This window comes from Halomonas mongoliensis (genome assembly GCF_052496345.1).
Window position 1 is genome coordinate 53932 of sequence record NZ_CP199288.1, and the last position, 24850, is coordinate 78781.

The window sequence follows — 24850 nt, forward strand, 5'->3', positions numbered from 1 at the left end:
TTAGTCGCTTATGCTGGCCGACGCGAACACGGCCCGGAAAGCGCCTTTCCGGGCCGTGCACTCGGCCTGAACACCTTATCGTATTGGCGTATGCCCCGACAGCGCTGCCCACTCCCGCGGGTTGCGGGGATAGAAGCGCTCCGGCTGGCGTTCCACGTGGGGGAAGAAGCGGGTGTCCTTGTAGGGCATCTTCATGAAGCCGGAGACGCCGAGCCCCTCGATGAGCCCCACGGCGTCGAGGATCTCCTCCAGCCGCAGGCGAAACTCCGCCTCCCGTGAGGGGTCCAGCAGTCGGTAGTAGCTGTGGATCTTGAGGTGCGTCGGCAGCGCCTCGAAGATGATCATGCCGGTGTGGTGGATGGCGTTGAGCGCCTCCAGGGCAACGATGATCTGCTCGGGCAGGATCAGGAACTCCTCGGGGTCGGGGCCATCCTCGAAGTAGCTGTGCAGCCGGGTATGGTCCTCGAGCTCCGGCACCGCGCTTACCTCGTAGGCCAGCCGCATGCCGGGGGCGATGCAAAAGGGCTCCTCCTGGCGCTCACGCTCCAGGTGCAGGGTATCTCGGGCGTTGAACAGGCAGCTCTTGAAGATGCCCTGGCGGTAGATGGCCCGGGCCAGGTGCACCATATTGTTGACCGCGGCGATAAAGGCCGGCTTCAGCTCGGGGTCATGGAGGTTCAGGGAGGTGTCGATATAGACGCCGTCGGCCTCCCAGCGCACCGCCAGGCCGCCCACCACCGGGTAGCGCCCCAGCCGGCTCACCGCGGCGAGAAAGGCCTTCTCGGTCTCGCCCATGCCCTGCATGAAGTTCTTGTAGTAGCGGTCGAGCTGGACGTCGTTGACGTCGCTGAGGGTCTCCGGCGCCCCCTCCTCGCGCAGGAAGGCCTTGCGGGAGCTGTAGACCACGGTGTCGATCTCCCGCTCGGCGGGGCGCAGCCAGACCGGCACCAGGGCCTGGGGCGCTGGCTCCGGCAGGTCGATCATCACGGTGCGGGCGAGCCTCGGCATCTCGCGGATAAAGTGATCGCCGGCCCGGTGGCGCTGGCGCGGGTCGGGGTCGAGCATGCCGTCGAGCATGCGGGCGAACTCCACCGGCAGTCCCAGGGAGGTGGCGGGGATGGCACGGTGGCCGAAGCGGCAGGACTGGGCCGAGGCGAGCGCATAGAGGGTGCCGGCGGCGCCCTGCTCGTCGAAGCGCGGCGAGGAGAGCGCGCCGTTCAGCTGCTCCTCGCCGATGAAATAGACGTCGCCCAGGCGGGCGTTGGTCTGCTGCAGGTTGTCGGACATCAGCTCCATGACGTTGGCCGCCACGAACTGCTGGTTGGCGTCGAGCTGGGCGAACACCGAGGAGCCCCAGTCGATCAGGGCGATGTTCTCGGTGGCGGCGTCGAACACCAGGTTGGAGGGCTTGATGTCGCCATGCACGATGGGCCGGCCGGCCGGGCCGCTCTCCCGGCGCAGGGCGCGCAGGATATCGGCCAGCTGGCCGGCGATATGCACCACCAGCCGCGGCGAGAGGCGCCCCTCCCGCAGCGACACCTCCTCCAGGTTGAGGCCCGGCGCCCGCTGCATGACGAGGATCGCCTGGTGGCGCACCCGCTGGTAGGCGATCAGCTTCGGCACCCGGGGGTGGTCCACCTGCTCCAGCATGAAGGCCTCCTCCTCCAGGCGGTCCTGGAGGTGCTGGGGCAGGGTGACCCGGGTGAACTTGAAGACGTACTGATCGCCCAGCGCCGTGAGCCCGGCGAAGACGAAGCCGTAGGCGCCCTTGCCGATCAGGGTGATCTCCCGGTAGCCCAGCTGCTCGAGCTGCTCCTGGCAGAGCGCCACCCACGCCTTGAGCTTGCGGGCGTCGTCGTGGCTGAGCAGGTAGATCGACTGCTCTTCCGGGATATAGAACTGCTGCAGGGGCGCCTGGGTCATTGCCGTCAGCTCAAGTGAAGCAACATGGTCTCCGGGTCCTCCAGATAGCCCTTCCAGGCGTTGCAGAAGCGCGCGATGGTGCCGCCGTCGATAATGCGGTGGTCGCCGGCCCAGGTGACGGTCATGATCGCCCGCTTGACCACGCGGTCCTCGGCATCGAAGCGCGGCAGCCACTGGGTCTTGCCGATGGCGACGATGGCCACCTCAGGGGCGTTGATGATGGGGGCCGCATAGGTGCCCCCGAGCGCCCCGATATTGGAGATGCTGATGGTGCCACCCTTGAGGTCCTCCTGGCTCACCCTGCCGGCCCGGGCCGCCTCGGTCAGCCGCGCCACCTCGCCGGCGATGCCCAGCAGGGAGAGACGCTCCACCCCCTTTACGTTGGGCACCAGAAGGCCGGCGCGGCTGTCCACCGCCATGCCGACGTTGACCCCGCCCAGGTAGTGGATCTCGCTTTCGTCGTCGCTGAGCCGGGCGTTGAGGATCGGCGCCTCGCGCACCGCGAGCGCCATCGCCTTCATGAAGAAGGGCATCAGGGTCAGGCGCACGCCCTCCCCCTCGGCCAGGGGCTTCAACCGCTCGCGCAGCGCCAGGAGCTCGGTGACGTCGATCTCCTCCCCGTACTGGAAGTGGGGAATGGTGCTGGCCGATTCCACCATGCGTTTCGCCATCACCGCCCGCACGCCGCGCAGGGGCTCCACGCGAACCGCTTCGCCAGCGGCGGCGGCGGACGGCGCCGGGACGCTCTCGGCGGGGCCGGCGGCTTCGCCCTCCTCCAGATAGCGCAGCACATCCTCCTTGAGTACCCGCCCCTGGGGGCCGGAGCCCGGCACCGCCTCGAGTTCGAGGCCGTGCTCGCGCAGCAGGCGACGCACCGCCGGCGCCGCCGGAATGCGCCCGTAGGGGCCGCGACCCGGCGCGGCGCCCTCCTCTTCCAGGGCCTGTGCCCGGGTCGACGGCGCCTCGGCCGCGGCCGCCGGGCTCTCTTTGGCCGGGCTTTCTTTGGCTGGGCTATCGCCGGTCAGGCTCTCGCTGGTCGGGGTTTCTTTGACCGGGCCCTCTTTGGCCGGGACCTCGGGCGCCTGCGCCGCCGCCTCATCGGCCGCCTCGCCCTCGGCCAGATAGCCGAACAGCGGCGCATGCACCTTGGCGATCTCGCCCTTCTGCACATAGAGCCGGGTCACCCGGCCCGCCTCGGGGGCGGTGATCTCCACCAGCGCCTTGTCGGTCATCACCTCGACCACCGGCTGGTCCTCCTCGATCACGTCGCCCTCGGCCACGTGCCACTCCACTACCTCGCACTCCACGATACCTTCGCCGATATCGGGCAGCATGAAATCGCTCATCGCTCTCTCTCCCTCAGAAGGCCACGGAGGCCTTGATCGCTTCGAAGATCTTCAGGTGGTCCGGCAGGTACTCCTTCTCCAGCGTGAGCGGAAAGGGGGTATCCAGGCCGGTCACCCGGGCGATGGGCGCTTCCAGGTAGAGGAAGCAGCGTTCCTGAATCGTGGCGGCGATCTCGCCGGCGAAGCCGCCGGTCAGCGGCGCCTCGTGGGTGACCACCAGGCGGCCGGTCTTGAGCACCGACTCCACCACGCTGTCCTCGTCCCAGGGCAGGATGGAGCGCAGGTCGATCACCTCGCAGGAGATGCCCTCCTTCTCGGCCAGCTCCACGGCGCGCTCGATCACCTCCATCTGGGCGCCCCAGCCGAGCAGGGTGACGTCGGTGCCCTCCCGGGTCACCTCCGCCTCGCCGATGGGCAGCTGGTAATCCTCTTCGGGCACCTCCCCGGTGGAGGCGCGGTAGAGGCGCTTGGGCTCGAAGAAGAGCACCGGGTCGGGGTCGCGGATGGCCGAGAGCAGCAGCCCCTTGGCCTGGTAGGGGTTGCGCGGTACCACCACCTTGAGGCCGGGGGTATGGGCGAAGTAGGCCTCCGGCGACTGGGAGTGATAGTGCCCCCCGGAGATGCCGCCGCCGTAGGGGGCGCGGATGGTCAGACCGCCGACGTTGAACAGATCCCCGGAGCGGTAGCGGAACTTGGCGGTCTCGTTGACGATCTGGTCGAAGGCCGGAAAGATGTAGTCGGCGAACTGGATCTCCGCCACCGGCACCGAGCCCTGGGCGGCCAGGCCGTTGGCGAAGCCGATGATGCCCTGCTCCACCAGCGGCGTATTGAAGCAGCGCGCACGGCCGTACTTCTCCTGGAGGTGGCTGGTGGCGCGAAAGACGCCGCCGAAGAAGCCCACGTCCTCGCCGAAGCAGATGACCTTCTCGTCCTCGGCCATGGCGATATCCAGGGCGTTGTTGATCGCCTGCAGCATGTTCATGTTGGCCATCTCACTCCCCTCCCTGGTTGACCGGGTCGCTGACTGAATCGTCGCCCGCATCGCCGTCGGCCTCGCGGGCCTTGACGTCCGGGTCCAGGGAGCGTGCGCCCCTGGGATAGGCCTCCGGATAGAGGCGGATATGGGTCTTGAGGCGGTCGAGCTGGCGCTGCAGGGCCGGGGTCACATCGGCGTAGACGTCGGTGACCAGGCTATCGAGGGGCGGCGGCGGGCGCTTCTCGGCGCGCTTCATGGTCTCCAGCACCTCCCGGCGCAGGGTCTCCTGGAGCGCCTTCTCCTCGTCGTCATCCCACCAGTCGCGGGCGACCAGCCAGTGCTTCAGGCGCTGGAGGGGGTCCTTGTCGCGCCACGCCTCCTCCTCCTTCTTGGAGCGGTAGCCGGAGGGGTCATCGGAGGAGGAGTGAGCGGCCAGGCGGTAGGTCATCGCCTCGATCAGCACCGGCTTGTTCTGCTCCACGGCGATGCGCCGCGCCTCCCGGGTCGCGGCGAGCACCGCCAGCACGTCGTTGCCGTCGACCCGGAGCACATGCATGCGGTAGCCGAAGGCCCGAGGCGCCACGCCGTCGGCGGCGAACTGCTCGATGGAGGGGGTGGAGATGGCGTAGCCGTTGTTGCGGCAGAAGAAGATCACCGGCACCTCGTGCACGGCGGCCATGTTGAGCGCAGCGTGGAAGTCCCCCTCGGAGGCGGCCCCCTCGCCGAAGAAGACGATGGTGCAGTGGCCGTCACCGGCCAGCTTCTGGCCGTAGGCGTAGCCGGTGGCTTGGGGGATCTGGGTGGCCAGGGGGGAGGAGATGGTCATGTAGTGGAGCTTGCGCGACCCGTAGTGGATCGGCATCTGGCGCCCCTTGCCGTAGTCGAGCTCGTTGCCGAACAGCTGGTTCATGAACTCGTCGTAGCTGAAGCCGCGGTAGACCAGGGCCCCCTGCTCGCGGTACTGGGCCATGATCATGTCGGCATCGTCCAGGGCCGCCGCGGCGCCGATCACCGCGGCCTCCTCGCCGGTGCACTGCATATAGAAGGAGAGCCGTCCCTGACGCTGGGCCGCCATCATGCGCTCGTCCATCACTCGGGTCGCCACCATGGCGCGGTAGATCCTGAGCGCCTGGTCGCGCGTCAGGGCCGGCGCCTCGGCGCCCTCATGGAGGGTGCCGTCCTGGCGGAGCAGCCGGAAGGTGGGAATGGAGAACTCGTCGCCGCTGAGAAACCGCGGCGCATAAATGTCTTGTGTTGTTGTCATCTCGGTTTCCTCTACCCCTTTTGGGGGCAGTGTTGTCGCTTGTCTCGCCCTTTGCCAGCGGGATTGCCGCCGGCGGGTCAACGCAACCCAGGATGACGTTAACGTAAAATGCAGATCTGTGCACCCATCACGCCACGCTGGCGCTTCAGGGCAGTCGATTTCACTAGCGAGAACCGTCGGCGCCCCTCGGGGTCAATGTCTACGGGCCCGGCGTCGGGTCGTCCAAGGGAGCCTCCATGATGCGTCATCTGCTAACCGGCCTGCTGACCGCCGGCCTCGTCCTGCTCGCCTCACCGGCCACAGCCGTGTCCACGGCGGCCGTATCCACGGCGGCCTCGTCGGGCACCGCTTCTGCCAATGGCGAGGCGGGGCTGCTGGATCACGAGCTCAGGCGCCTGCACTCGAGCGAGGTGGTCGATCTGCAGGAGCGGCTGGGCGGCGCTCCCCTGCTGCTGGTCAACACCGCCAGCCGCTGCGGCTTTACCGGCCAGTTCGAGGGGCTCGAGGCGCTGCACCAGCGCTATCACACACGCGGCCTCAGGGTCGCCGGCTTCTCGTCCAACGACTTCAACCAGGAGATCGACGAGGAGGGCGCCGCCGAGGTCTGCTTCGTCAACTTCGGGGTGACCTTCGACATGTTCGCGCCCATTGCGGTGCGCGGGCCCGAGGCCCATCCGCTGTTCGCCGAGCTGGCGCGGCAGAGCGAGGCGCCGCGCTGGAACTTCACCAAGTACCTGGTGAATGCCGACGGCGAGGTGGTGGCCCATTTCGGCTCCAGCGTGCGCCCCGACTCACGCCAGATGCGCCGCGCCATCGAGGCGCTGCTCGCCGATCACTGAGCGCCGGGGGCGACGAGCAGCTAGTCATAGCGCAGCCCCCTTAAAAGCCCAGCTTCTTCCACCAAGCCTCTATACTTAACTTTTTCACCTCGCTCGACCCTCTTGATATACTCAGCCACCGCGGCTTCCTCCAACAGCATCTCCCTGACAAGCGCTATCATCTCTTTCAATTGATAAACCAGAAATACTCCATAGGTCCAGCAATCCTCGATGCCGTTAGACGCACTGCTCCCCATACAAAATGGCCTCACCCCAGACAGCAAGCGCTGCTGGTCCAAACGAGCCTGAAGCCTTTTTGGTACTTGTATAAGACCAAGATCAAGCCCCCCGCTGGAAGCGTCCAGAAGATTGCCTGACGCAGGATTTAACATGAAGCATATTCGACGCAAAGCCTGCCACGCAGAAAAATGCAGTGCATCAATCAACTTCGACGACGCCAAAGAAAGCTCTGGTCTTAGGAATGACGCCTGACTGACAACACCCTGCCCACCATTGACAAACAAGGGGTTGGCAGAAGGGCAAGAAAAACAGTCAATGAGAGCCTCATCAAACCCCCTCCTTGCCAGCCATAGAGCCTGTATCATCTCCGGTATACCACGAAAAGATACAGAGAGCTGCTTGCCAGTAGACTTTTTCGATAATGAAACATCATCAAAAAACCTGCTATTTTCAGGACAACAAACATCCAGAAACAGCTTAAGCCTGCTCACCCACTCCGCACCAACCTCAACAACCGAAAGACTTCTGGCGATAGTATGCAACAATTCGCCCAGGGAAGTAGCCAGCTCCTGCCTGACTGACAAGGCATAGCCAGCATGGACATAACTTCCGTTAATAACGGCAATCATGTCACCCACCTCAAACTCACAGCCTTCGGAGTGGCGAAGGAAGTGAGCAAGATGCGCACCCGGTATTACATCACCGCTCGAGTATGAATCCAGGCGTGGTATTCTCGCAGAGAAAACACTCCGACGATCCCAAGCGGCACACAGACCGTCAAAAACACTTAGCGAGACACCGGACCCCCCTAGAGAAAAACTGTGCAACTTGGAAAAAACCAGATATCCAACCTCCCTTTCCGAAAACCATGGACCACGCCCAATGCAATGGCTATCTAGAACGGAATCATTAAAACCCTGAAGCTCCGGACCAGAAAAAGACACATCATCCCGATGACCTGTGAGCGTATTAAACCCATACACACAACCAAAACTGGAAAGATTAGACAGTATGGCCTTACGCTCTGCCGCGACGACGTTCCTTCCGTGCCTGACAACAAACTCTGGAAGCGACCTTTCTTCACAGCACGAAACCAAACTATCTAGATCAACTCTTCTGTTTTCTAACATAAAACACCCCAAAAACAATGGAAATCAACACCAGCACCGAAACAAATATATCTGGCTCTATGCTCCGCATCAGCTCAAGAACGCTCCAAGGCCGCCCCTGAAGATATTCAACATTGGTGAAAGTATATAAACTCAAGCTTACATCGACGAGGGTGACAGCACCGATAAAAGCCAGCAACGCCTCCATGACAGAGCTGTAGCGACGAACCTTTCTTGTGTGTAGCTCCTGAAGCCTGGCGCCTATCAAGTCTAAACGCTTTCGCACCAGCCCCCTGAGCTCGTCATGATGCCATGCCAGAAAAACTTTTCCACACAGTTCGCGACGCTTCCCCTGCAAACCATTCTTTACACTGATTTCTTCGATATCAAAAAGCTCTGCCTGCCTCTTCATGACTGAAATCTTCTTGTAATTTCTGTCAAAATACTCTTCTAAAGCATTCACCTCATCAAGGTTCATGTTCAGCACCGTCAGTGCAGAATTGAAGTACTGACAGATTACCATGGAGCGAGAAACATCATCTACAGAGAAGCGCCCCCCTATCAAGTTGTTTCCAGAATTGATAGACAAACCACCCGAATAGCTGCCATCAACCCAGGCATTATAAAAATCACAACTCTCACCTTGGTCCTGCAAACATATTGTTCGGCCGACCCACATCAAACGACCACAACGAATATCCCGAAATTTCAGGACGTCTGAAAAAGCAACAAACTGACTCCGAGAGTAAATAAACCCATCCTTACCTTGACGGGCCAGGACTCGATCAACAAACCTGTCGAAAACACCATTGAACATGGACACCAAACAACCACAAAGCCTCGTTGTAAAGCTATCCAAAAGCCGAGCGTCACCCGAGTCAAATTCTCTCCATTCCTTGCACGGCAACGCAAAAAACTCTAGAATACCTATAGTGTTATCGTAGAGACCAATCCTGCAATCGATGGAGCTAACATCAAGCCATGAGGAAACTTCGTCAGCCAGCTCCTCAGGCAAGCGACCAAGCACCTCAAGAAAGTCTAAAGTGATGGACACCACTGGATTGAAGCTGCTTTGTGAGCTGTCGTCCTCCAAGGTGACATAAAGCGGTTCCGAAGCCTTCCCCCCCGAAGAGAAAACCTCATATCTCATTGCAGGATCATATACTTCCAGCTCATCCACAACCTTACTCAGAACGTCATGAAACCTGTCCCTACATAAGAAAACACGCCCCTTGTTTAGGGAGAAAAAAGTCCTGAAAGGCGCACAAAGATAGATAGGTCGCATACTCAACCTTTTATAAAAACGAGTTTCTCAAGCCATATCGGAGAATATGACGACACATGGCATACCATGCGATAAAAACGCAGGGCTCTCTTGTGACCCTGAGCTCAAGCTACAAATCGCTGGCAATGTTGCCAGTTTCAGGATAGGGGTGGCCGCGGCCAGGGTGGAGAGAGTGAGAAGCACGCGTCGCATGGTGGTTACCGCCTGAAGCCGATGGATGTACCCTGCAGTATAAGGATTGTATAAAACATCTGCAGACTCGACGGCCAACGCCAAGGACGCCGCCATGCCCACCGCCCCCCTCCCCCTGCTCGACCGCTGCCACCACCCCCTGGTGCGGGACCTGGCCTGGCTGCTGCTGGCCCCGGACCTGGTGGCGATGCCCTGGCCCGGTCGCCCCTCGCGAGAAGCGCTGGGCCTGGGGGACGACGATCTCCTCGCCGCCTGGCTCGACGACCTGGAGGCGTGGCCCGAGGCCCTGGAGGAGCGGGTCGGCGACACCCTCCAGGGGCGCATGGGGCTCTACCACGAGCGGCTCTGGCAGTTTCTGCTCGCGGCGGCCCCCGGCACCGAGCTGCTCGCCCACAACCTGCGCATCCTGCGCGGCAAGCAGACCCTGGGCGAGCTCGACCTGCTCTACCGCCATCCAGGGCAGTCTGACGTGACCCACCTGGAGGTGGCGATCAAGTACTACCTGGGGCTGACCGAGGGGCCGGGCGAGCCCGACGACCAGGCCCGCTGGATAGGCCCCGGCGGCGCCGACAGCCTGGCCGGCAAGCGGGAGCACCTGCACCGCCACCAGCTGCGCCTCACCGAACTGCCGGAGACCCGAGACGCCCTGCAGGCGCTGCTGGGGCGCTGCGCCGCCGGCGCCGACGGGGCACTCCTTGTGACGCGGCGCCTGGCCATGCCCGGGGTGCTCTTCTACCCCTGGCACGCTCGCCTGCCGCCGCCCCGGGAGGCCCACCCGGCCCACCTGCGCGGGCACTGGCTCCACTGGCAAGCGTGGCGGCGCTACCGCCACGGCCTGGGCACGAATACCCGCGGCGCCCGGCTCGCCAAGCCCCACTGGCTGGCCCTGCCCCGCCCCGAACGGCTGCTGCCCCTCGGCGAGCTCGAGGCGCAGCTCGCCGAGCACTTTCGGGAGCCCGCCTCGCCGGTGCAGCTCGCCCTCTGGCACGCCGAGATGGGCTGGCGACGCCTCTTCGTGGTGGCCGACGACTGGCCGCGCCAGGTTCCGCTGCCGCCCAGGGCGGCGCCTGGCGCCGCCGATCCTGATCACAGCCCATGAACGCTTGTCGCGCTCCAGCTGGGCGAGCAGATCTAGTTACCGGGGCTGCTGGTGAAGCAGCAGCTCCACGCGCCGGTTGGCGGCGCGGCCCTCCGCTGTTGCATTGCTCTCCAGGGGGCGGGTATCGGCATAGCCGATGGCTCTCAGGCGAGCCTCCTCCACTCCGGCATTGGCCAGATAGCGCAGCACCGAAATGGCCCGCGCGGTGGCCAGCTCCCAGTTTGACGGAAAGCGTACCGTGGCGATCGGAAGGCTGTCGGTATGCCCCTCGACCGACACCTCTCCATCAAACTCCTCGATCAGCTCCACCAGGCGGCTCAGCACGCGATCTGCCCCTGAGATCAGATCGGCCTGGCCGCTGGCGAAGAGCAGGTTATCATCGATGCGCAGCGTAATGCCCTGGGCGCCCTCATCCACGCTGACGCCCTCTATCTCGAGCCCCTGAAAGCGCGGCTGCAGCCCATCATGCCGCGGCTGGATGCCGGTCGCCGTGGGGCCAAGCCCCCCCGCCACGGCAATCGCCGACGACTGCGCCAGCGGCGAGATCTGCCGAGCGGCCTCACCGCCGTGCTGACTGCCGGTCACCGCCAGGCCGTTGCCCGCCATGGAGAGCAGCAGCACGAACAGGGTAATCAGCAGCGTCAGGACATCCAGGTAGCTGACCAGCCAGGACTCGCCGTCACCCTCCCCCGCGCTGCCGGGAGCCAGCACCTCCCTGACGTTGCGGTCAAGCATTCTGGGACGCCTCGGCGCCGCGAGGGCGGGGCTTGCTGGGCTCACGAATCTCATCGTGGTAGTTGGCCACGAAGGAGTTGAGGGTCTCCTCGATGAAAGAGGGAAGGCGACGCTTGGTGATCAAGGAGATGCCCTCGAGCACCATGTTCATGGCGATCAGACGCTCTTCGGTTCGCCGCTCGAGCTTCACGGCAATCGGCTTGAACACCAGGTTGGCCAGAAGAATGCCGTAGAAGGTGGTCAACAGCGCCACCGCCATTCGCGGCCCAATCACGTAGAGATCGCCGGCCTCCATGACCTCGAGCATATTGACCAGTCCGACCAGGGTGCCAATCATCCCGAAGGCGGGTGCATAGGTGGCCATGGTGCGGAAGATCTGGGCCTCTGCCTGCTCGCGGGCCTTGAGCCTGGCAATGCGCCAGCTGAGCAGATCGTAGATCTCGTCCTGCTTGGTGTTGGCGATGACCAGCTGGATGCCCGTGCGCAGGAAGGGATTGCGGGTATGCTCCAGCGCCTCCTCTACCGCACGCACATCGCCCTTGAACCAGAGGCGCGACATGTCCACCAGCTCCTTGATGTCATCGCGGGTATAGGCGTTCTCGCGCCGAAACACGATGCCCACCAACCGCACCACCCGCACCACCTCCTTGAGGGGATAGCTGATGAAGGTCGCCGCCATGGTCCCGGCCAGCACGATCGCCAACCCCGGGAGGTTGAGAAAGCTCTGCGGAGACTCTGCCGTGAAGAACAGGACGCTGGCCAGCAGCACACAGCTGGCAAAGATACCGATAAGCGTCGATGGATTCATGCACGGCTCCTTGCCAGTCGATGGGAAGCGAACGGGAGTACAGTAGAGCGATGAAGTTGATATCGGCAGGGGTGCCCGCTTCTTTAGCAGGCCTTGCCTTCGGCGTGGCCATCAGCCCCTGTCACGGAGCTGGGCGCGCAGGCGACTCACCGCCTGGCTGTGCAGCTGGCACACCCTGGACTCGCTCACCCCCAGCACCGCCCCGATCTCCTTGAGGTTCAATTCCTCCTGATAATAGAGCGCCATCAGCAGCTTCTCCCGCTCGGGAAGGGCGGCAATGGCCGACACCAGCCGCTCACGCTGCTGGTGATCCACCAGCTCGGCAAAGGGGGTGCTGCGCTGGGGATTATCGAACTCCCGCTCGTGCCCTTCTGCCACCAGCTCCTCGAAGGGCAGCAGCTGACCGCTGTTGGTATCGCTCAGCAGCTGACGATAGTCGGCGAGATCCATCGACAGCTCGGCGGCGATCTCGTGCTCCTCGGGCGCCCTTCCCAGGCCCTGCTCCAGGCGCCTCACCGCTTCGTCCACCGCCCGGGCATTTCGCCTGACGCTGCGCGGCAGCCAGTCCCGGCTGCGCAGCTCATCCAGCATGGCGCCGCGAATACGCTGGCTGGCAAAGGTCGCGAAGCTGGCCCCCTGCCCCGCATCGAAGCGGCCAAGCGCCTCCAGCAGCCCGACGGTGCCCGCCTGAACCAGGTCGTCGAGCTCGATGCTCGCCGGCAACCGCACCTGAAGGGCCAGCGCCTGGCGCCTCACCAGGGAGAGGTACTGGGTCAGCAGCTCGTTCTGATCGATCTTTCCCTTGGCCGTGTACATCCTGTTCGCCTGCCTTACCGGTAGTTGACGATGACCTGCAGGTCACTGACCTGCACCGCCCTGCGCTGCCCCGGAGCCAGCGCAAAGCGAAAATGCAGCGGCGTTGCCGCAGGCACCCCGCTCAGCGCCTGAGTGATGCCGGAGCGGGAATCAAGCGGTACGCAGCCATCCTGATGACAGAGCCAGGCGACCACCGCCTGTCCGGCCGGCACGCCGAAGCGCCAGCGCACCTCATGCATGACCCCCGCGGTGACGCCAGGCGGCGGCCGCATGGGCGTCGACTCCATGCCCCGGTCAACCATGACCGCCCTCACCGGGCCCGCCTGGCCTGTCCAGCTGCCCGCCGCCGATAGCCCCGGGGGCACCAGCAGCATGATCGCGAGCAGAACAAGCCTCGCCAACCCGGCCCTCATGCCAGCACCACGAGCTCGACGCCCAGGTAACAGCCCCGGGGGCACCAGCAGCATGATCACGAGCAGAGAAAGCCTCGCTAACCCGGTACTCATGCCAGCACCACGAGCTCGACGCCCAGGTAGCGGGCGGCAGCCTGTTGGAGGTTCTCCAGCAGGCCGCGGCGGCCGAGGCCTGGCGGGTGCATCAGCAGCAGCTGGCTGGGGCCGTCTACCTCCGACATTGCCAGCAGCAGCCGCCAGGCACGGCGGAAGCCCTCCGCATCGGCCTCTACCCAGAGCACCCAGCGAGGCTGTTGAGACGCCAGCAGCGGCAGATGAGCGCTGTCGGCGCTCACCGGCACCAGCCGCCAGCGCCGCGGATCACCCACCCAGCGCCGCCCCTGCGCCTGCCAGTAGGCCAGCAGCTCTCGCACACGCTCCAGCTGAGAGGCGGGAAGGCCCACCACCATCAGGGTGGTCGCCGTGCCCTCGGTGATCACGGGTGACGCCGCTGCGGGCGTCGATGCCTGCCGCCCAGGTACTGGCTGGCCCGAGGCCTGTTTCGCCAGGGCCAGCAGCGCCTCGGCCACATGGGTCGGACAGCCAAGGGCCGCCCCTTCCTGCTGCTGCGAGGCCCACTCTCGAAGTCCTGACGCCTGATCCATGGTCATCTCAGTAGAGCCCCTCACGCCCAACGGAGCCGAGTTCGCGTAGGGCCTCCCGGGCGAGGCCCAGCTGCAAGAGCGCTTCCAGCAGCGCCTCGGCGCTGCCTCGCTTCTTCCCGGCCAGCAGGGCCAGCAGATCCCCGCGCAGCGAGAGCGCCCAGGCCTCCTCGCTGGCCTCGAGCCGGGTGGCGACCGCGGCAAGCCCCGCCGCCAGGGTGAGCCGCAGCGAAGGCGCCATGTCCGGATCCGCCTCTGCCAGCCGACGGTTGGCGCGCCGCGTCAGCGCCGGCAGCCCATCGGCGGCCAGCTGAGTCACCAGCAGGGGAACCGTGCGACCACGCAGCGCCTCCGGCGCCAGCCAGAAGCTTCGCTTGAGCAAGCGACCGCTATAGGCATCGACGAGCTCACCCGCCCAGGCGCGAAGACCATTCGGCTCGCCGCATCCCAGGCTTACCGGACAGGCGGCAAGCCTCAACCTAGCCTCGCGGCCTCGCCAGCGCAGCGCACGCGGCTGACGCGGTGTCATGGCGGCCGCCAGGTCAGCCAGGGTCTGGCGCTCACCCTCGAACTCGACCCGCTGGCTGCTGCGCACCTGCGCGACCCAGTCTCTCCCCCGCTCCGCCAGCCAGGCGCGCGCCTCTCGACCGGGCAGCCCCGCCATCAGGTGCGCCTGCAGGGCCCCCTCGCTTTCCGCCGCCGCCAGCCGCTCGAGCTCGCCGGCCGGCACCAGGTGCTGAGGCACCGGCAGGGCCGACCACTGACCCGCCGTATCGAGCCGAAGGTCCGGCTGAGACCAGGCCTCGCCGCGTACCCGAGCCCGGGACATCCAGACCCGGCTGCCGCCGCCTGCCTGGGCCCTCTCGAGCAGCGCTGCCAGACGCTGGGCCTGCAGGGGCGGCGGCACGGCGGCCAGCTGCCAGGCCTGGTCCAGGGCGCTGAAGCCCGGAACCCGTTCACGAAGCGTGGCGAGAAGGGTAGCGAGACGGCGCCCCTGGCCCAGCAGCAGCGCCGCGGCAGCCGGAGGCTCCGGGCGAACCGAGGGGTTGCGCACCGCGAGCGCCTGGCTCACCAGCATGGGGGCGTCCATGACCACAAGGTCCTCGGGGACCCGCTGGCCGTGGGCGACCAGCAGCACACGCAGCCCGTGGCGCATCAGGGCGTCGAGCAGGGGCCCTAGGCGCCCGGCCTCATCGTGCTTGCTGATCAGGCAGTCATCCAGGCGCATACCGGCGGCACGCGCCGCCTGGCGATAGTTGGTGATGACCTCCTCCAGCGCCTCCGGCTGACTGGCCGCATTGAGCACCAGCAGCGGGCGCACCGGCGCCGCTCCCTTCAGCCTCGCCAGCTGGTCGATGACCCGCCGGTCCCGCTGGCTCATGCCCACGGTATCGACGATCACGAAGCGCCTGTCGGCCAGCGCCGTCTGCAGGGCCTCCAGGGGCTGGTCGAGATCCAGGCCATGCATGGGAATCCCCAGCAGCTCGGCATAGATCCGCAGCTGCTCGTGGGCGCCGATACGAAAGCCGTCGGTGGAGACCAGCGCCACGGCATCCGGGCCATGACGCATGACGAAGCGTGCGGCCAGCTTGGCGGCCGTGGTGGTCTTGCCCACCCCGGTAGGCCCCACCAGGGCGACGATCCCGCTGCTGTCCAGCAGCGCCAGCTCATCCTCCTCCACCGGCAGGCGCGCGGCCAGCCGACTCGCGAGCCAGGCCTCCTCGCCGTCGGGAGAAAGGCTGTCCGGCAGTCCCGCCAGCACCTCCTCGCTGACGCTGCGCGAGAAACCCGACTCGCGAAGCCACTCAGCCAGGCGCTGCTCACGTGGCGGCGGGCTCGCCTCGCCCCGCTGGACCGCCAGCAGGCTGCGCATCTCCTGCATTTCCGAGAGCAGACGGGCACTCATGGCCCGAAAGGCCTCGCGCTCATCGGGCAGGACCGGCTCGGCTGGCTCTGCCAGGGACACCGAGGGCAGCGGCGCCTCCCGTGGCGCCCTGCTCGAAGGCGCCGAAGCGGGAGTCCCCGGCGCCGCGCTCTCCCCCGGGTCGGCCATGGCGAGCACCTCGACACCCTCTTCGGTGTGCCGATTGGCCAGGATCAGGGCCTCATCCCCCAGGGCGGCTCGCACCTGACGCATCGCCTCCCGGCTGTTGGCCCCGGTGAATCGCATCACGCTCATGCCGTCAACCCCCTCTCATCTCAGCGACCTCCCACCAGCTGCGTCACGCGCAGGGTGCGGTCGTCGGGAATTTCCGCCTGGGACAGCACCGCCAGATGGCGCAGGCGGCGGCGCAGGAAACGGGCCAGCACGGGCCGCAGGCTATGCTGCACCACGAGCACCGGCGCCTCTCCGCTGGTCTCCTGGCGCGCCAGCGCCTGTTCCGCCTGCGTCATCAGGGTGTCGGCCAGCCCCGGCTCCAGCGCCCCATTGCCGCTCATGGCCTGCATCAGCACCTGTTCGAGCTGGGCCTCCAGCCCGATCACCCGAATCTCGGGCTCTGCACCGAACCACTGCTGCACGATGCTCCTCCCCAGCCCGATACGCACCTGGGCGGTCAGCTCGCCGACGTCGGACTGCTGGCCCGCATGCTCCGCCAGGGTATCGAGAATGGTGCGCAGGTCGCGTATCGAGACCTCCTCCTCGAGCAGGTTCTGCAGCAGGCGCTGGAAGGCGGTGAGGGAGACCTGCTTGGGCACCACCTCCTCCACCAGGGACTTCTGCTCCTCGCCCAGCCGGTCGAGCAGCTTCTGCACCTCGCTGCGGCCCAGGATCTCCCCCGCATGGCGGTGCATCAGATGGTTGAGGTGGGTGGCCACCACGGTGCTGGCATCCACCACGGTGTAGCCGTAGACCTGAGCGTGCTCGCGCTGACTGGCCTCGATCCAGACCGCCGGCAGGCCGAAGGCCGGGTCGGTGGTGGCCGTGCCGGCAAGCTCCCCGGTGACCTGCCCCGGGTCGATGGCCAGCCACTTGCCGGGGAAGGCCTCCGCCCGGCCGATCTCGGCGCCCTTGAGGGTGATCACATAGGTGGAGGGCCCCAGCTCCAGGTTGTCCCGGATATGCACCACCGGCGGCAGAAAGCCCACCTCCTGGGCAAACTTCTTGCGCACCCCCTTGATGCGACTCAGGAGCTCCCCCTCCTGGCGCTGGTCCACCAGCGGAATCAGCCGATGCCCCACCTCGAGCCCCAGGGTGTCGACCAGCTGCACATCGTCCCAGCTCGCCTCCGGCGCCTCGGCAGGGGGAGGCGACTCGCTGGCGGCCATCGCTTCTTCCTCCTCCTGGTGCTTCGTGCGGCGGATCAGGGCCCAGGCCAGCCCCCCCAGCAGGGCCGTGAAGAAGAGGAAAACGAAGTTGGGCATGCCGGGCACCATGCCCAGCAGGCCCATCACCACCGCCGCCAGGATCATCACCTGGGGGTTGGTGAAGAGCTGACTGAGCATCTGCTGACCGACGTCTTCGCCCTTGTCGGTGCTGACCCGAGACACCGTGACGCCGGCCGCGGTGGAGATCACCAGGGCCGGGATCTGCGCCACCAGGCCGTCGCCAATGGTCATCAGGGTGTAGGTGCGGGCGGCATCGCCGAAGCCCATGCCGTGCTGCAGCATGCCGATCAGCAGGCCGCCGATGATGTTGACCACCATGATCACCAGGCCCGCCATGGCGTCGCCACGCACGAACTTGCTGGCACCGTCCATGGAGCCGTAGAAGTCCGCCTCCTGGGCCACTTCGGCGCGCCGCTTGCGGGCATCCTCCTCGCCGATCAGGCCGGCGTTGAGGTCGGCGTCGATGGCCATCTGCTTGCCGGGCATGGCGTCGAGCATGAAACGCGCGCCCACCTCGGCGATCCGCCCCGCCCCCTTGGTGATGACCATGAAGTTGATGACGATCAGGATCAGGAAGACCACCAGGCCCACGGCGAAGTTGCCGCCGACCAGGAACTGGCCGAAGGCCTCGATCACCTTGCCTGCGGAGTCGCCCCCCTGGTGCCCCTCCATCAGGATCACCCGGGTGGAGGCCACGTTCAGGGAGAGGCGCAGCAGGGTGGTGAAGAGCAGGACCGCCGGGAAGGCGGCAAAGTCCAGCGGCTTCTGGGTGAACATGCTGACCAGCAGCACCATCACCGCCAGCGCGATATTGAACGTGAAGAAAAGGTCCAGGGCGATGGGCGGCAGCGGCAGGATCAGCATCGCCATCACGAAGAGGATCAGCAGCGGCCCCGCCAGCAGCTTCATCTGGGAGCCGCTCGCCCACTCTCTGCCCAGGTAGTGGCTTACCGCCTTCATCGATCAGCTCCTGCACCGCCCGGCGGCACGTCCAGCGCCTCGGGGATGGCGATCTCCTGGGGCCGGGGAGGCGCCTCGCCCCCCTCGCCGCCGGCCCGGCGCAGCTGAAACGCCCAGGCCATCACCTCCGCCACCGCCGTGTAGAGCGCCTCGGGAATCTCGGCGTCGAGATCCACATGGTGATAGAGGGCTCGGGCCAGAGGCGCCGCCTCCAGGCGCGGTACGCCGTGCTCATCCCCCAGCTCGCGGATGCGGCCGGCGACGAGATCGGTGCCCTTGGCCAGCACCCTGGGCGCCGCCATGCCGGCCTCGTCGTAGGCCAGCGCCACGGCGTAATGGGTCGGGTTGGTAATGATAACGTCGGCCTCTGGCACCTTGCTCATCATGCGACCACGCGCCATGGCCTGCTGCTGCTGTCGGATGCGCGCCTTGATATGGGGGTCACCCTCGGACTCCTTGTGTTCACGCTTGACCTCCTCCTTGCTCATGCGCATCTTCTTGGCGTGGCTCCACAGCTGGTAGGGCACGTCGATCAGGATCACCACCAGCAGCGCCAGCACGATCAGGCCGCAGGCGATGGCCGCCAGCTGCAGCGCATGGGCCAGGGCCAGCTGCACCGGCTGATCCATCAGGCTCATGTAGGTGCCCCGGTTGGTCCAGAGGAAGGCCACCGCCACGCTGCCGACCAGCAGCGACTTGGCAATCGCCTTGGACAGCTCCACCAGGGCCTGGACCCCGAACATGCGCTTGAGCCCCTTCAAGGGATTGAGCTTGGAGAGCTGAGGCTTGAGCGACTTGGCCGATATCAGCCACCCCCCCAGCAGCGCCGGCGCCACCAGCGCCACCACGGCCAGCAGCAGAAAGAGCGGCAGCATCGCCAACAGGGTTCGTCGCCCCAGCTCCAGGGCCTGGGTCAGCATCGGGGTGGTCTCGAAGGCATGCCGGCGCTCGAAGAGAAACGCCTGCTCCATCACCATGCCCAGCTGGTCATAGAGCAACGTTCCCATCCCCCAGAGGCCGGCGACGCCACCCAGCAGCAGCATGAAGGTCGTCAGCTCTCGGGAGCGCGCCACCTGGCCCTCTTCCCGGGCCTTTTCCAGGCGTCGTGGCGTCGCCGGTTCGGTCTTTTCCTGATCGCTACTCTGGTCGGCCATGGCCACTCATCGGGGACAGTCTTGTGGACCCTGGCCATTGTGGAGAGTCCCGGGAAGGGGTGATGCGCGAAAAAGGGCCGATAATCGCGAGCTATTCGCGACTATCGGCCCCTTGTGGATCGCCGCCAAGGCTTCAGAAGCCGAGCTGCTCCAGCAGGTCGTCCACCTGGTCCTGACCGCTCACCACCTCGTCACTCTCGGTATTGACCTGAGGGCCGTTGAGCAGCCCCGTCTCGCGACGGGACTCGTCGGCGCGACGCTGCATGTCGTCGCGGCGCTCGCCCTCGGGCACGCTATCGATCAGCACCTGCACCAGCTGGCTCTCGATCTCGCGGATGACATCCATCATCTTCTTGATCACCTGGCCGGTCAGGTCCTGGAAGTCCTGGGCCATCATGATATCGAGCAGCTCCTTGCTGGTGGCACTGGTCTGCTCGGGCACCTCCGCCAGGTAGGCGCGAGTGTCGATGACCAGCTCGCGGGCTTCGTCGAGCCCCTTGGGCTCGGCAAACCATTCGGCCCAGCGCCTGTCCAGCGTCTCGGCCCTCTCTCCCAGGGCGTCCTGCAGCGGCTGGGCGCGATCGATGGCGTTGAGTGCCCGCTCCGCCGCCTGCTCGGTCATGCTGGCCACATAGCTCAAGCGATCACGGGCGTCGGGGATGGCCTCGGCGGCCTTCTCGATCTCCTTGTCCAGACCGAGCTCACGCATGCTTTCTCGCAGCATGCGGGTCAGCTGCCCGATGCGCTGAACCAGATCATCACTGCCGGCAGAGGCGGCTAAAGGGCCCGGGTCTTGGGTGCTCATGGTCTACTCTCCTCGCGTCGGCCGCAGGGCCTGGTGATTACATGCCCAGCTTCTCGAAGATCTTGTTGAGCTTCTCCTCGAGGGTCGCCGCGGTGAACGGCTTAACCACATAGCCGCTGGCGCCGGCCTGGGCCGCCGCGATGATGTTCTCCTTCTTCGCCTCGGCGGTCACCATCAGCACCGGCAGGTGCTTCAGGGCATCGTCGGCGCGAATCTGCTTGAGCATCTCCAGGCCGTCCAGGTTCGGCATGTTCCAGTCAGAGACCACAAACTGGAAGCCGCCCGCGCGCAGCTTGTTGAGCGCATCCTGGCCATCCTCGGCCTCCTCGACGTTGGTGAATCCCAGCTCTTTGAGCAGGCTCCTGACGATACGGCGCATGGTGGGAAAGTCATCGACCACCAGGATGCTCATGTTCTTGTCTGCCATTCCGACTCCTCTTGCTCTTGCCAGGGGCCGACCGGCGGCGCCGGTCGGCATGTTGAAGGTTTCATCTGCGATACTGTCCGGGGCTTCCTAGACCCGCTGGGCGCGCCCCGAGGAGGCAACCAGCGCCAGCAACCGCGGGGCAATCTGCTCGAGGGAGAGCACCTCGGAGGCCGCCCCCAGGGCGATCGCCTCCCGCGGCATACCAAAGACCACGCAGCTCGCCTCGTCCTGGGCGATGGTCGGGGCACCCGCCTGACGCATCTCGAGCAGGCCCGCCGCACCGTCCTTGCCCATCCCGGTGAGCAGCACCCCGACCGCGTTGCGTCCCGCCTGCGCCGCCGCCGAGCGAAACAGCACGTCCACGGAGGGGCGATGGCGGTTCACCGGGGGCCCCTGATCCAGCCGCGCCACATAGTTGGCGCCGCTGCGCGCCAGCGTCAGGTGAGCATCCCCCGGGGCGATATAGGCATGCCCGGGCAGCACCCGCTCCCCCTCCTCGGCCTCCTTGACGCGGATCTGGCAAAGTCGGTCCAGGCGCTCGGCGAAGGACCGGGTGAAGCCGCCTGGCATATGCTGAGCGATCATGATGGCCGGGCTGTTGGCGGGCAGCGGCTCCAGGACGCGCCGGATCGCCTCGGTTCCCCCGGTGGAGGCGCCGATGATCAGCAGCTTCTCGCTCGACATCAGCGGCGCCGTCAGGCGCTGGGGCGGCGCCTCGCTGCGAGCGGCGGCGCGACGCGGGCGGGAGCGCGCGGCGGCACGGATCTTCTCGGCGATCTCCTCCGCGTACTCGAGCATGCCGCTGCGGATGCCAAGCGACGGCTTGGCAACGAAATCCAGGGCCCCGAGCTCCAGCGCCCTCAGCGTCACCTCGGAGCCCGACTGGGTCAGCGAAGAGACCATCAGCACCGGCATGGGCCGCAGCCGCATCAGGCGTTCCAGAAAATCGATGCCGTCCATACGCGGCATCTCGACATCGAGCGTCAACACATCCGGGTTGTGCCGCTTGATGAGATCCCTGGCCACCAGGGGATCGGGCGCTACCGCCACCACCTCCATGTCGGGCTGGCCGTTGATGATTTCGCTGAGCAGATCGCGAATCAGCGCTGAGTCGTCAACGCAAAGCACCTTGATCTTGGCGGCACTCAAAGGGGGTCTCCTGGGGCAGATGGCGGCTGCCCGGTTCCGGCCCGGGCTTGTTGGTGATAGTGCTATCGACCGATAGCCGACGAACTTTAGGCTCTGTCCGAAAACTGGCTGCGCTCGACCATACGGCGTTAAAAATCAGCTCAAAGTACTCATTTACACCCCGTAAACTCCGTCTTCTCGCTGATTTTTGCCTTGTCTGTCCTTCGCTCGCCGCCTTTTCAGACAAAGCCTAGCGACCGCTGGCCGGCGTGGAGGAAGACGCCAGGGTGTAGACCGTCTGGCCGCGAAGCCGGAAAGTGCGAGTGATATAGGAGAAGTTCTCGGAATGGCCGGCAAACAGCAGGCCATCCGGCTTGAGCAGGGGGGCGAAGCGCTCCAGTATCTTCGCCTGGGTCGCTTTATCGAAGTAGATCATCACGTTGCGGCAGAAGATGGCATCGAAGGGGCCGTTCACCGGCCAGCTTGGCGCCAGCAGGTTAAGCGGCGAGAACGCTACCATGGCCCTCAGCTCCGGTCTCACCCGCGCCAGGCCAGCCTGACGGCCCGTGCCCCGCTGGAAGAAGCGGCGCATACGCTCGGCCTCCAGCTTGTGCACCTGCTCGAGGGGATAGATGCCCGCCTCGGCCCTGGCAAGCGCCTCGGTATCGATATCCGTGGCGACCACCTCGGCGTCGGCGGCACGACTACCCAGCACCTCGCTCAGGGTCATCGCAATGGAGTAGGGCTCCTCACCGGTGGAGGCCGCAGCGCTCCACACTCGCACCGGCCCGGGCCGGCTGCGCACGTGGTCCGCCAGCAGCGGAAAATGGTGCGCCTCACGGAAGAAGGCGGTGAGGTTGGTGGTAAGCGCGTTGGTAAAGGCCTCCCACTCCCGGGCTTCCGGCTGGCGCTCCAGGCGCGACAGGTAGTCGCTGAAGCGCGTCAGGCCGTGGTGGCGCAGGCGCTTGGCGAGCCGGCTGTAGACCATTTCCCGCTTGTGCTCGGCCAGCACGATGCCCGCACGCTGGTAGATCAGCTGGCGGATACGGGCAAAGTCCTCCTGGGTCAGCACCAGGTCGCGCTCGAGGGAGCTTCCACTCCCCCAGCTGTCGGCAGAGAAGGACGACGCCTCCCTTGACGCTTTCAAAATGCTTCCCACTCCTCGATATCCGCCTGGGGCTTCGCGCCCGAGGCCCCCGGCAGCGCCTTCACCGGGGCCGCTGTCCCTGCCCCCGGCGCCGCCGGGCGACGACGCTCGGCAAGGCCGGGAGCGCGCTCCATACCGGCACCCTGGGCCCGAAAGGCGGTCACGGCGATGACCAGCCGCTCGGCCTGGTGCTCCAGATCACGGGCCGCACGGGCAATGGTCTGGACCCGCTCGGCGTTCTGCTGGGTCACATGGTCCATTTCGGCCACCGCCTGATTGATCTGGCCGATGCCACCGCTCTGCTCCTGAGAGGCCGCGGAGATCTCCCCCATGATGTCGTTGACCCGGGTCGTCGTCGCCACCACCCCCTCGATGGCGTCCTCGGCCCGCTCCACCACCGCCGCCCCGGCCTGGATCTCCCTGCTGGAGCCATCGATCAGGGTACGAATCTCCTTGGCGGCCGAAGCGGACCGCCCCGCCAGGTTGCGAACCTCATTGGCCACCACGGCGAAGCCCCGCCCCTGCTCGCCGGCTCGGGCCGCTTCCACCGAGGCGTTGAGCGCCAGGATATTGGTCTGGAAGGCGATGGAGTCGATCACATCGATGATCTCACCCATCTTGCGAGAGCTATCGGTGATGCGCCCCATGGTCTCCACCACCTGGTGCATCAGCTCGCCGGTCTCGCGCACCCGCTCGGCGTTCTCGGTGGCAAGGCCGCTGGCCTGCCTGGCGTTATCGGTGTTCTGCTGCACCGTGGCGGTCATCTCCTCCATGCTGCAGGCGGTCTGCTGCAGCGAGGCGGCCTGCTGCTCGGTGCGGGTGGAGAGGTCGTCATTGCCCACGGCGATATCCCGGGCAGCCGGGGTTACCACCTGAATGCCCGCATGAACGTCGCCCACGATGCTGCCGAGGCTCTTGCGCATGACGTCCAGGGCCCCCAGCAGGCGCCCCACCTCGTCGCGCCCCCGCGGGGGAACCCTTGCCGCCAGGTTGCCGGCGGCGATCTGCAGCGTGAAACCGATCGCCCGATCCAGGGGGCGCGTGATGGCGCGCAGCGTCGTCATCCCCAGCGCGATCAGCAGCAACAGCGCCGCCGCCAGGACCCCGCTCTGGGCGAGGAGCATGCTGCGCTGGCCGCCGGCGGCGGCATCGGCCATCGCCGCGGCGCCGCGCCGCTCCCGCTCGATCAGCTCATTGATCGAGGCGGTCAGCGCCCGGGCCTGCTCCTGAAGCGGTGCCACCTGGTTGTTCAGCGCCATCATGGCATCGAAGGCCTCACCGGTGAGCGCTCCCACCATCGGCTGCAGGCCCTCCTGCAGGAAGGCCTCGAGCCGCTGCTCGAACCGGCGCGTCTCCGCTGCCTGATTGACCTCGCGCTCGATGAAGCCCGCCCAGACCGACTCTGCCCGCGCCACCGAAGCCTCTATCTCCGCGGCCACCTCATGGCGCTGCCCGAGCAGCGCCATGCGCTCCTGGCCGGCCAGGCGCAGAGGAGACTCATTGACCAGCTGGCCCAGCTGCTGAAGACGCACGACATCCTCGAGGCCATCGCGGTTGAGCTCCGCCAGCCGCTCCCCGGACGCCTGCAGCCCGTAGAGCCCCAGTCCGCCGCTGGCCAGCAGCATCAGGGCGGCCACCATGACCATGAGGCTGAGGCGCGCTCGGACGCTCGCCAGGTTGAGCCGTCCGAGAAGCCCCACCACGCCTCGCCGCCGCAGCCGCCCCCTGTACAGGTAGAGGTGTCGCCCCTTGCCGGCACGCAGGGTGGCATAGGCCGCCTCCACCTTGGCGACCTGGGCCCTGTCGGCCTTTACCCGAAGCGAGGCATAGCCCATCACCTCGCCGCCCTCGATGATCGGCGTCACGCTGGCATCCACCCAGTAGTGGTCGCCGTTCTTGCGCCGATTCTTGACCAGGCCTCGCCAGCTCTGACCGGCCGCCAGCGTCTGCCACAGGTTGGCGAAGGCCTCCGAGGGCATGTCCGGGTGGCGCACCAGGTTGTGAGGTGAGCCGATCAGCTCCTCGTGACTGAAGCCGCTGACCTCGATAAAGGCCGGGTTGGCATAGGTGATCCGTCCCTTGAGGTCGGTCCTCGAGATCAGAAAGTGCTCCTCCTGAAGCTCGTACTCCCTTCCCGTCACCGGCTGATTGTCGCGCATGCTCTCTTCTCCAGGGCGGTTAGCGGTCGATTGCCGCCACTCTTCTGATTATCGGTCTTGGGTGTCAGGTGTCTTGCG

General features: G+C 65.9%; 21 protein-coding genes and 1 pseudogene. 2 read left to right on the forward strand and 20 right to left on the reverse strand.

Annotation, left to right across the window (positions count from 1 at the left end):
- Nucleotides 1-75: 75 nt before the first annotated feature.
- From ACRYRV_RS00265 to ACRYRV_RS00280, 4 genes are read right to left on the reverse strand one after another with little or no spacing between them, the layout of a single operon-like run.
- Nucleotides 76-1923, reverse strand: coding sequence for a protein kinase domain-containing protein (locus ACRYRV_RS00265; RefSeq protein ID WP_444989017.1), 1848 nt, complete (start codon nt 1921-1923; stop codon nt 76-78).
- Between the two features lie 5 nt (nt 1924-1928).
- A complete protein-coding gene (locus tag ACRYRV_RS00270) occupies nt 1929-3269 on the reverse strand; it encodes a 2-oxo acid dehydrogenase subunit E2 (protein ID WP_444989019.1) in 1341 nt (446 codons plus the stop codon).
- 13 nt (nt 3270-3282) lie between these two features.
- Nucleotides 3283-4260, reverse strand: a complete 978-nt coding sequence (locus tag ACRYRV_RS00275; protein ID WP_444989021.1) for an alpha-ketoacid dehydrogenase subunit beta — start codon at nt 4258-4260, stop codon at nt 3283-3285.
- Between the two features lies 1 nt (nt 4261).
- Complete coding sequence (locus ACRYRV_RS00280; RefSeq protein WP_444989023.1) at nt 4262-5509, reverse strand: thiamine pyrophosphate-dependent dehydrogenase E1 component subunit alpha; 1248 nt, start codon at nt 5507-5509, stop codon at nt 4262-4264.
- Nucleotides 5510-5745: 236 nt separating this feature from the next.
- On the opposite strand from ACRYRV_RS00280, the gene ACRYRV_RS00285 reads away from it, so the two are divergent.
- On the forward strand, nt 5746-6348 hold the full coding sequence (locus tag ACRYRV_RS00285; RefSeq protein ID WP_445005943.1) for a glutathione peroxidase: 603 nt from the start codon (nt 5746-5748) through the stop codon (nt 6346-6348).
- A 20-nt stretch (nt 6349-6368) separates the two neighbouring features.
- Here ACRYRV_RS00285 and ACRYRV_RS00290 read toward each other — a convergent pair whose 3' ends face one another.
- From ACRYRV_RS00290 to ACRYRV_RS00300, 3 genes and pseudogenes are all read right to left on the reverse strand, one after another.
- Complete coding sequence (locus tag ACRYRV_RS00290) at nt 6369-7196, reverse strand: hypothetical protein (protein WP_444989550.1); 828 nt, start codon at nt 7194-7196, stop codon at nt 6369-6371.
- Between the two features lie 45 nt (nt 7197-7241).
- Nucleotides 7242-7697: pseudogene (locus ACRYRV_RS00295) on the reverse strand (aromatic amino acid lyase); the annotation flags it as partial.
- Nucleotides 7675-8856, reverse strand: coding sequence for a hypothetical protein (locus ACRYRV_RS00300; protein WP_444989029.1), 1182 nt, complete (start codon nt 8854-8856; stop codon nt 7675-7677). The pseudogene ACRYRV_RS00295 and the gene ACRYRV_RS00300, both read right to left, overlap by 23 nt.
- Nucleotides 8857-9247: 391 nt before the next feature.
- On the opposite strand from ACRYRV_RS00300, the gene ACRYRV_RS00305 reads away from it, so the two are divergent.
- A complete protein-coding gene (locus tag ACRYRV_RS00305) occupies nt 9248-10252 on the forward strand; it encodes a DUF1853 family protein (RefSeq protein WP_444989031.1) in 1005 nt (334 codons plus the stop codon).
- A 36-nt stretch (nt 10253-10288) separates the two neighbouring features.
- Here ACRYRV_RS00305 and ACRYRV_RS00310 read toward each other — a convergent pair whose 3' ends face one another.
- The 13 genes from ACRYRV_RS00310 to ACRYRV_RS00370 all read right to left on the reverse strand — a co-directional run bounded on the left by ACRYRV_RS00310 (nt 10289) and on the right by ACRYRV_RS00370 (nt 24772).
- Nucleotides 10289-10987, reverse strand: a complete 699-nt coding sequence (locus ACRYRV_RS00310; protein ID WP_309636925.1) for an OmpA/MotB family protein — start codon at nt 10985-10987, stop codon at nt 10289-10291.
- Entirely contained in the window at nt 10980-11795 is an 816-nt protein-coding gene (locus ACRYRV_RS00315) for a motility protein A (protein WP_309636926.1), read from the reverse strand. Before ACRYRV_RS00315 ends, ACRYRV_RS00310 begins: the two co-directional genes overlap by 8 nt.
- 111 nt (nt 11796-11906) lie before the next feature.
- Nucleotides 11907-12611: an RNA polymerase sigma factor FliA gene (locus tag ACRYRV_RS00320; protein WP_444989033.1), complete on the reverse strand. Its 705-nt coding sequence runs from the start codon at nt 12609-12611 to the stop codon at nt 11907-11909.
- A gap of 14 nt (nt 12612-12625) precedes the next feature.
- The gene (locus ACRYRV_RS00325) at nt 12626-13012 is read right to left on the reverse strand and encodes a flagellar protein FlhE (RefSeq protein WP_309636928.1); all 387 of its coding nucleotides are present in this window, start codon (nt 13010-13012) and stop codon (nt 12626-12628) included.
- A gap of 101 nt (nt 13013-13113) precedes the next feature.
- On the reverse strand, nt 13114-13668 hold the full coding sequence (locus ACRYRV_RS00330; protein ID WP_309636929.1) for a hypothetical protein: 555 nt from the start codon (nt 13666-13668) through the stop codon (nt 13114-13116).
- Between the two features lie 7 nt (nt 13669-13675).
- On the reverse strand, nt 13676-15844 hold the full coding sequence (gene flhF, locus ACRYRV_RS00335; RefSeq protein ID WP_444989036.1) for a flagellar biosynthesis protein FlhF: 2169 nt from the start codon (nt 15842-15844) through the stop codon (nt 13676-13678).
- Nucleotides 15845-15864: 20 nt separating this feature from the next.
- Complete coding sequence (flhA, locus tag ACRYRV_RS00340; RefSeq protein WP_444989038.1) at nt 15865-17952, reverse strand: flagellar biosynthesis protein FlhA; 2088 nt, start codon at nt 17950-17952, stop codon at nt 15865-15867.
- Entirely contained in the window at nt 17949-19106 is a 1158-nt protein-coding gene (gene flhB / locus ACRYRV_RS00345; RefSeq protein WP_444989040.1) for a flagellar biosynthesis protein FlhB, read from the reverse strand. The genes flhA and flhB overlap by 4 nt, the downstream gene beginning before the upstream one ends.
- A 133-nt stretch (nt 19107-19239) precedes the next feature.
- A complete protein-coding gene (gene cheZ, locus ACRYRV_RS00350) occupies nt 19240-19911 on the reverse strand; it encodes a protein phosphatase CheZ (RefSeq protein ID WP_309636933.1) in 672 nt (223 codons plus the stop codon).
- 37 nt (nt 19912-19948) lie between these two features.
- Nucleotides 19949-20338, reverse strand: a complete 390-nt coding sequence (gene cheY / locus ACRYRV_RS00355) for a chemotaxis response regulator CheY (RefSeq protein WP_309636934.1) — start codon at nt 20336-20338, stop codon at nt 19949-19951.
- 87 nt (nt 20339-20425) lie between these two features.
- A complete protein-coding gene (locus ACRYRV_RS00360; RefSeq protein ID WP_444989042.1) occupies nt 20426-21487 on the reverse strand; it encodes a protein-glutamate methylesterase/protein-glutamine glutaminase in 1062 nt (353 codons plus the stop codon).
- Between the two features lie 229 nt (nt 21488-21716).
- Entirely contained in the window at nt 21717-22613 is an 897-nt protein-coding gene (locus ACRYRV_RS00365; RefSeq protein ID WP_444989044.1) for a CheR family methyltransferase, read from the reverse strand.
- Nucleotides 22610-24772, reverse strand: a complete 2163-nt coding sequence (locus ACRYRV_RS00370; protein ID WP_444989046.1) for a methyl-accepting chemotaxis protein — start codon at nt 24770-24772, stop codon at nt 22610-22612. The genes ACRYRV_RS00365 and ACRYRV_RS00370 overlap by 4 nt, the downstream gene beginning before the upstream one ends.
- Nucleotides 24773-24850 lie beyond the last annotated feature (78 nt).

What these genes read in the sequence shown, in the direction of transcription:
- ACRYRV_RS00265 (WP_444989017.1), bottom strand. Translation starts at nt 1,923, where the DNA reads ATGACCCAGGCGCCCCTGCAGCAGTTCTATATCCCGGAAGAGCAGTCG.
- ACRYRV_RS00270 (WP_444989019.1), bottom strand. Translation starts at nt 3,269, where the DNA reads ATGAGCGATTTCATGCTGCCCGATATCGGCGAAGGTATCGTGGAGTGC.
- ACRYRV_RS00275 (WP_444989021.1), bottom strand. Translation starts at nt 4,260, where the DNA reads ATGGCCAACATGAACATGCTGCAGGCGATCAACAACGCCCTGGATATC.
- ACRYRV_RS00280 (WP_444989023.1), bottom strand. Translation starts at nt 5,509, where the DNA reads ATGACAACAACACAAGACATTTATGCGCCGCGGTTTCTCAGCGGCGAC.
- ACRYRV_RS00285 (WP_445005943.1), top strand. Translation starts at nt 5,746, where the DNA reads ATGATGCGTCATCTGCTAACCGGCCTGCTGACCGCCGGCCTCGTCCTG.
- ACRYRV_RS00290 (WP_444989550.1), bottom strand. Translation starts at nt 7,196, where the DNA reads ATGATTGCCGTTATTAACGGAAGTTATGTCCATGCTGGCTATGCCTTG.
- ACRYRV_RS00305 (WP_444989031.1), top strand. Translation starts at nt 9,248, where the DNA reads ATGCCCACCGCCCCCCTCCCCCTGCTCGACCGCTGCCACCACCCCCTG.
- ACRYRV_RS00310 (WP_309636925.1), bottom strand. Translation starts at nt 10,987, where the DNA reads ATGCTTGACCGCAACGTCAGGGAGGTGCTGGCTCCCGGCAGCGCGGGG.
- ACRYRV_RS00315 (WP_309636926.1), bottom strand. Translation starts at nt 11,795, where the DNA reads ATGAATCCATCGACGCTTATCGGTATCTTTGCCAGCTGTGTGCTGCTG.
- ACRYRV_RS00320 (WP_444989033.1), bottom strand. Translation starts at nt 12,611, where the DNA reads ATGTACACGGCCAAGGGAAAGATCGATCAGAACGAGCTGCTGACCCAG.
- ACRYRV_RS00330 (WP_309636929.1), bottom strand. Translation starts at nt 13,668, where the DNA reads ATGGATCAGGCGTCAGGACTTCGAGAGTGGGCCTCGCAGCAGCAGGAA.
- flhF (WP_444989036.1), bottom strand. Translation starts at nt 15,844, where the DNA reads ATGAGCGTGATGCGATTCACCGGGGCCAACAGCCGGGAGGCGATGCGT.
- flhA (WP_444989038.1), bottom strand. Translation starts at nt 17,952, where the DNA reads ATGAAGGCGGTAAGCCACTACCTGGGCAGAGAGTGGGCGAGCGGCTCC.
- flhB (WP_444989040.1), bottom strand. Translation starts at nt 19,106, where the DNA reads ATGGCCGACCAGAGTAGCGATCAGGAAAAGACCGAACCGGCGACGCCA.
- cheZ (WP_309636933.1), bottom strand. Translation starts at nt 19,911, where the DNA reads ATGAGCACCCAAGACCCGGGCCCTTTAGCCGCCTCTGCCGGCAGTGAT.
- cheY (WP_309636934.1), bottom strand. Translation starts at nt 20,338, where the DNA reads ATGGCAGACAAGAACATGAGCATCCTGGTGGTCGATGACTTTCCCACC.
- ACRYRV_RS00370 (WP_444989046.1), bottom strand. Translation starts at nt 24,772, where the DNA reads ATGCGCGACAATCAGCCGGTGACGGGAAGGGAGTACGAGCTTCAGGAG.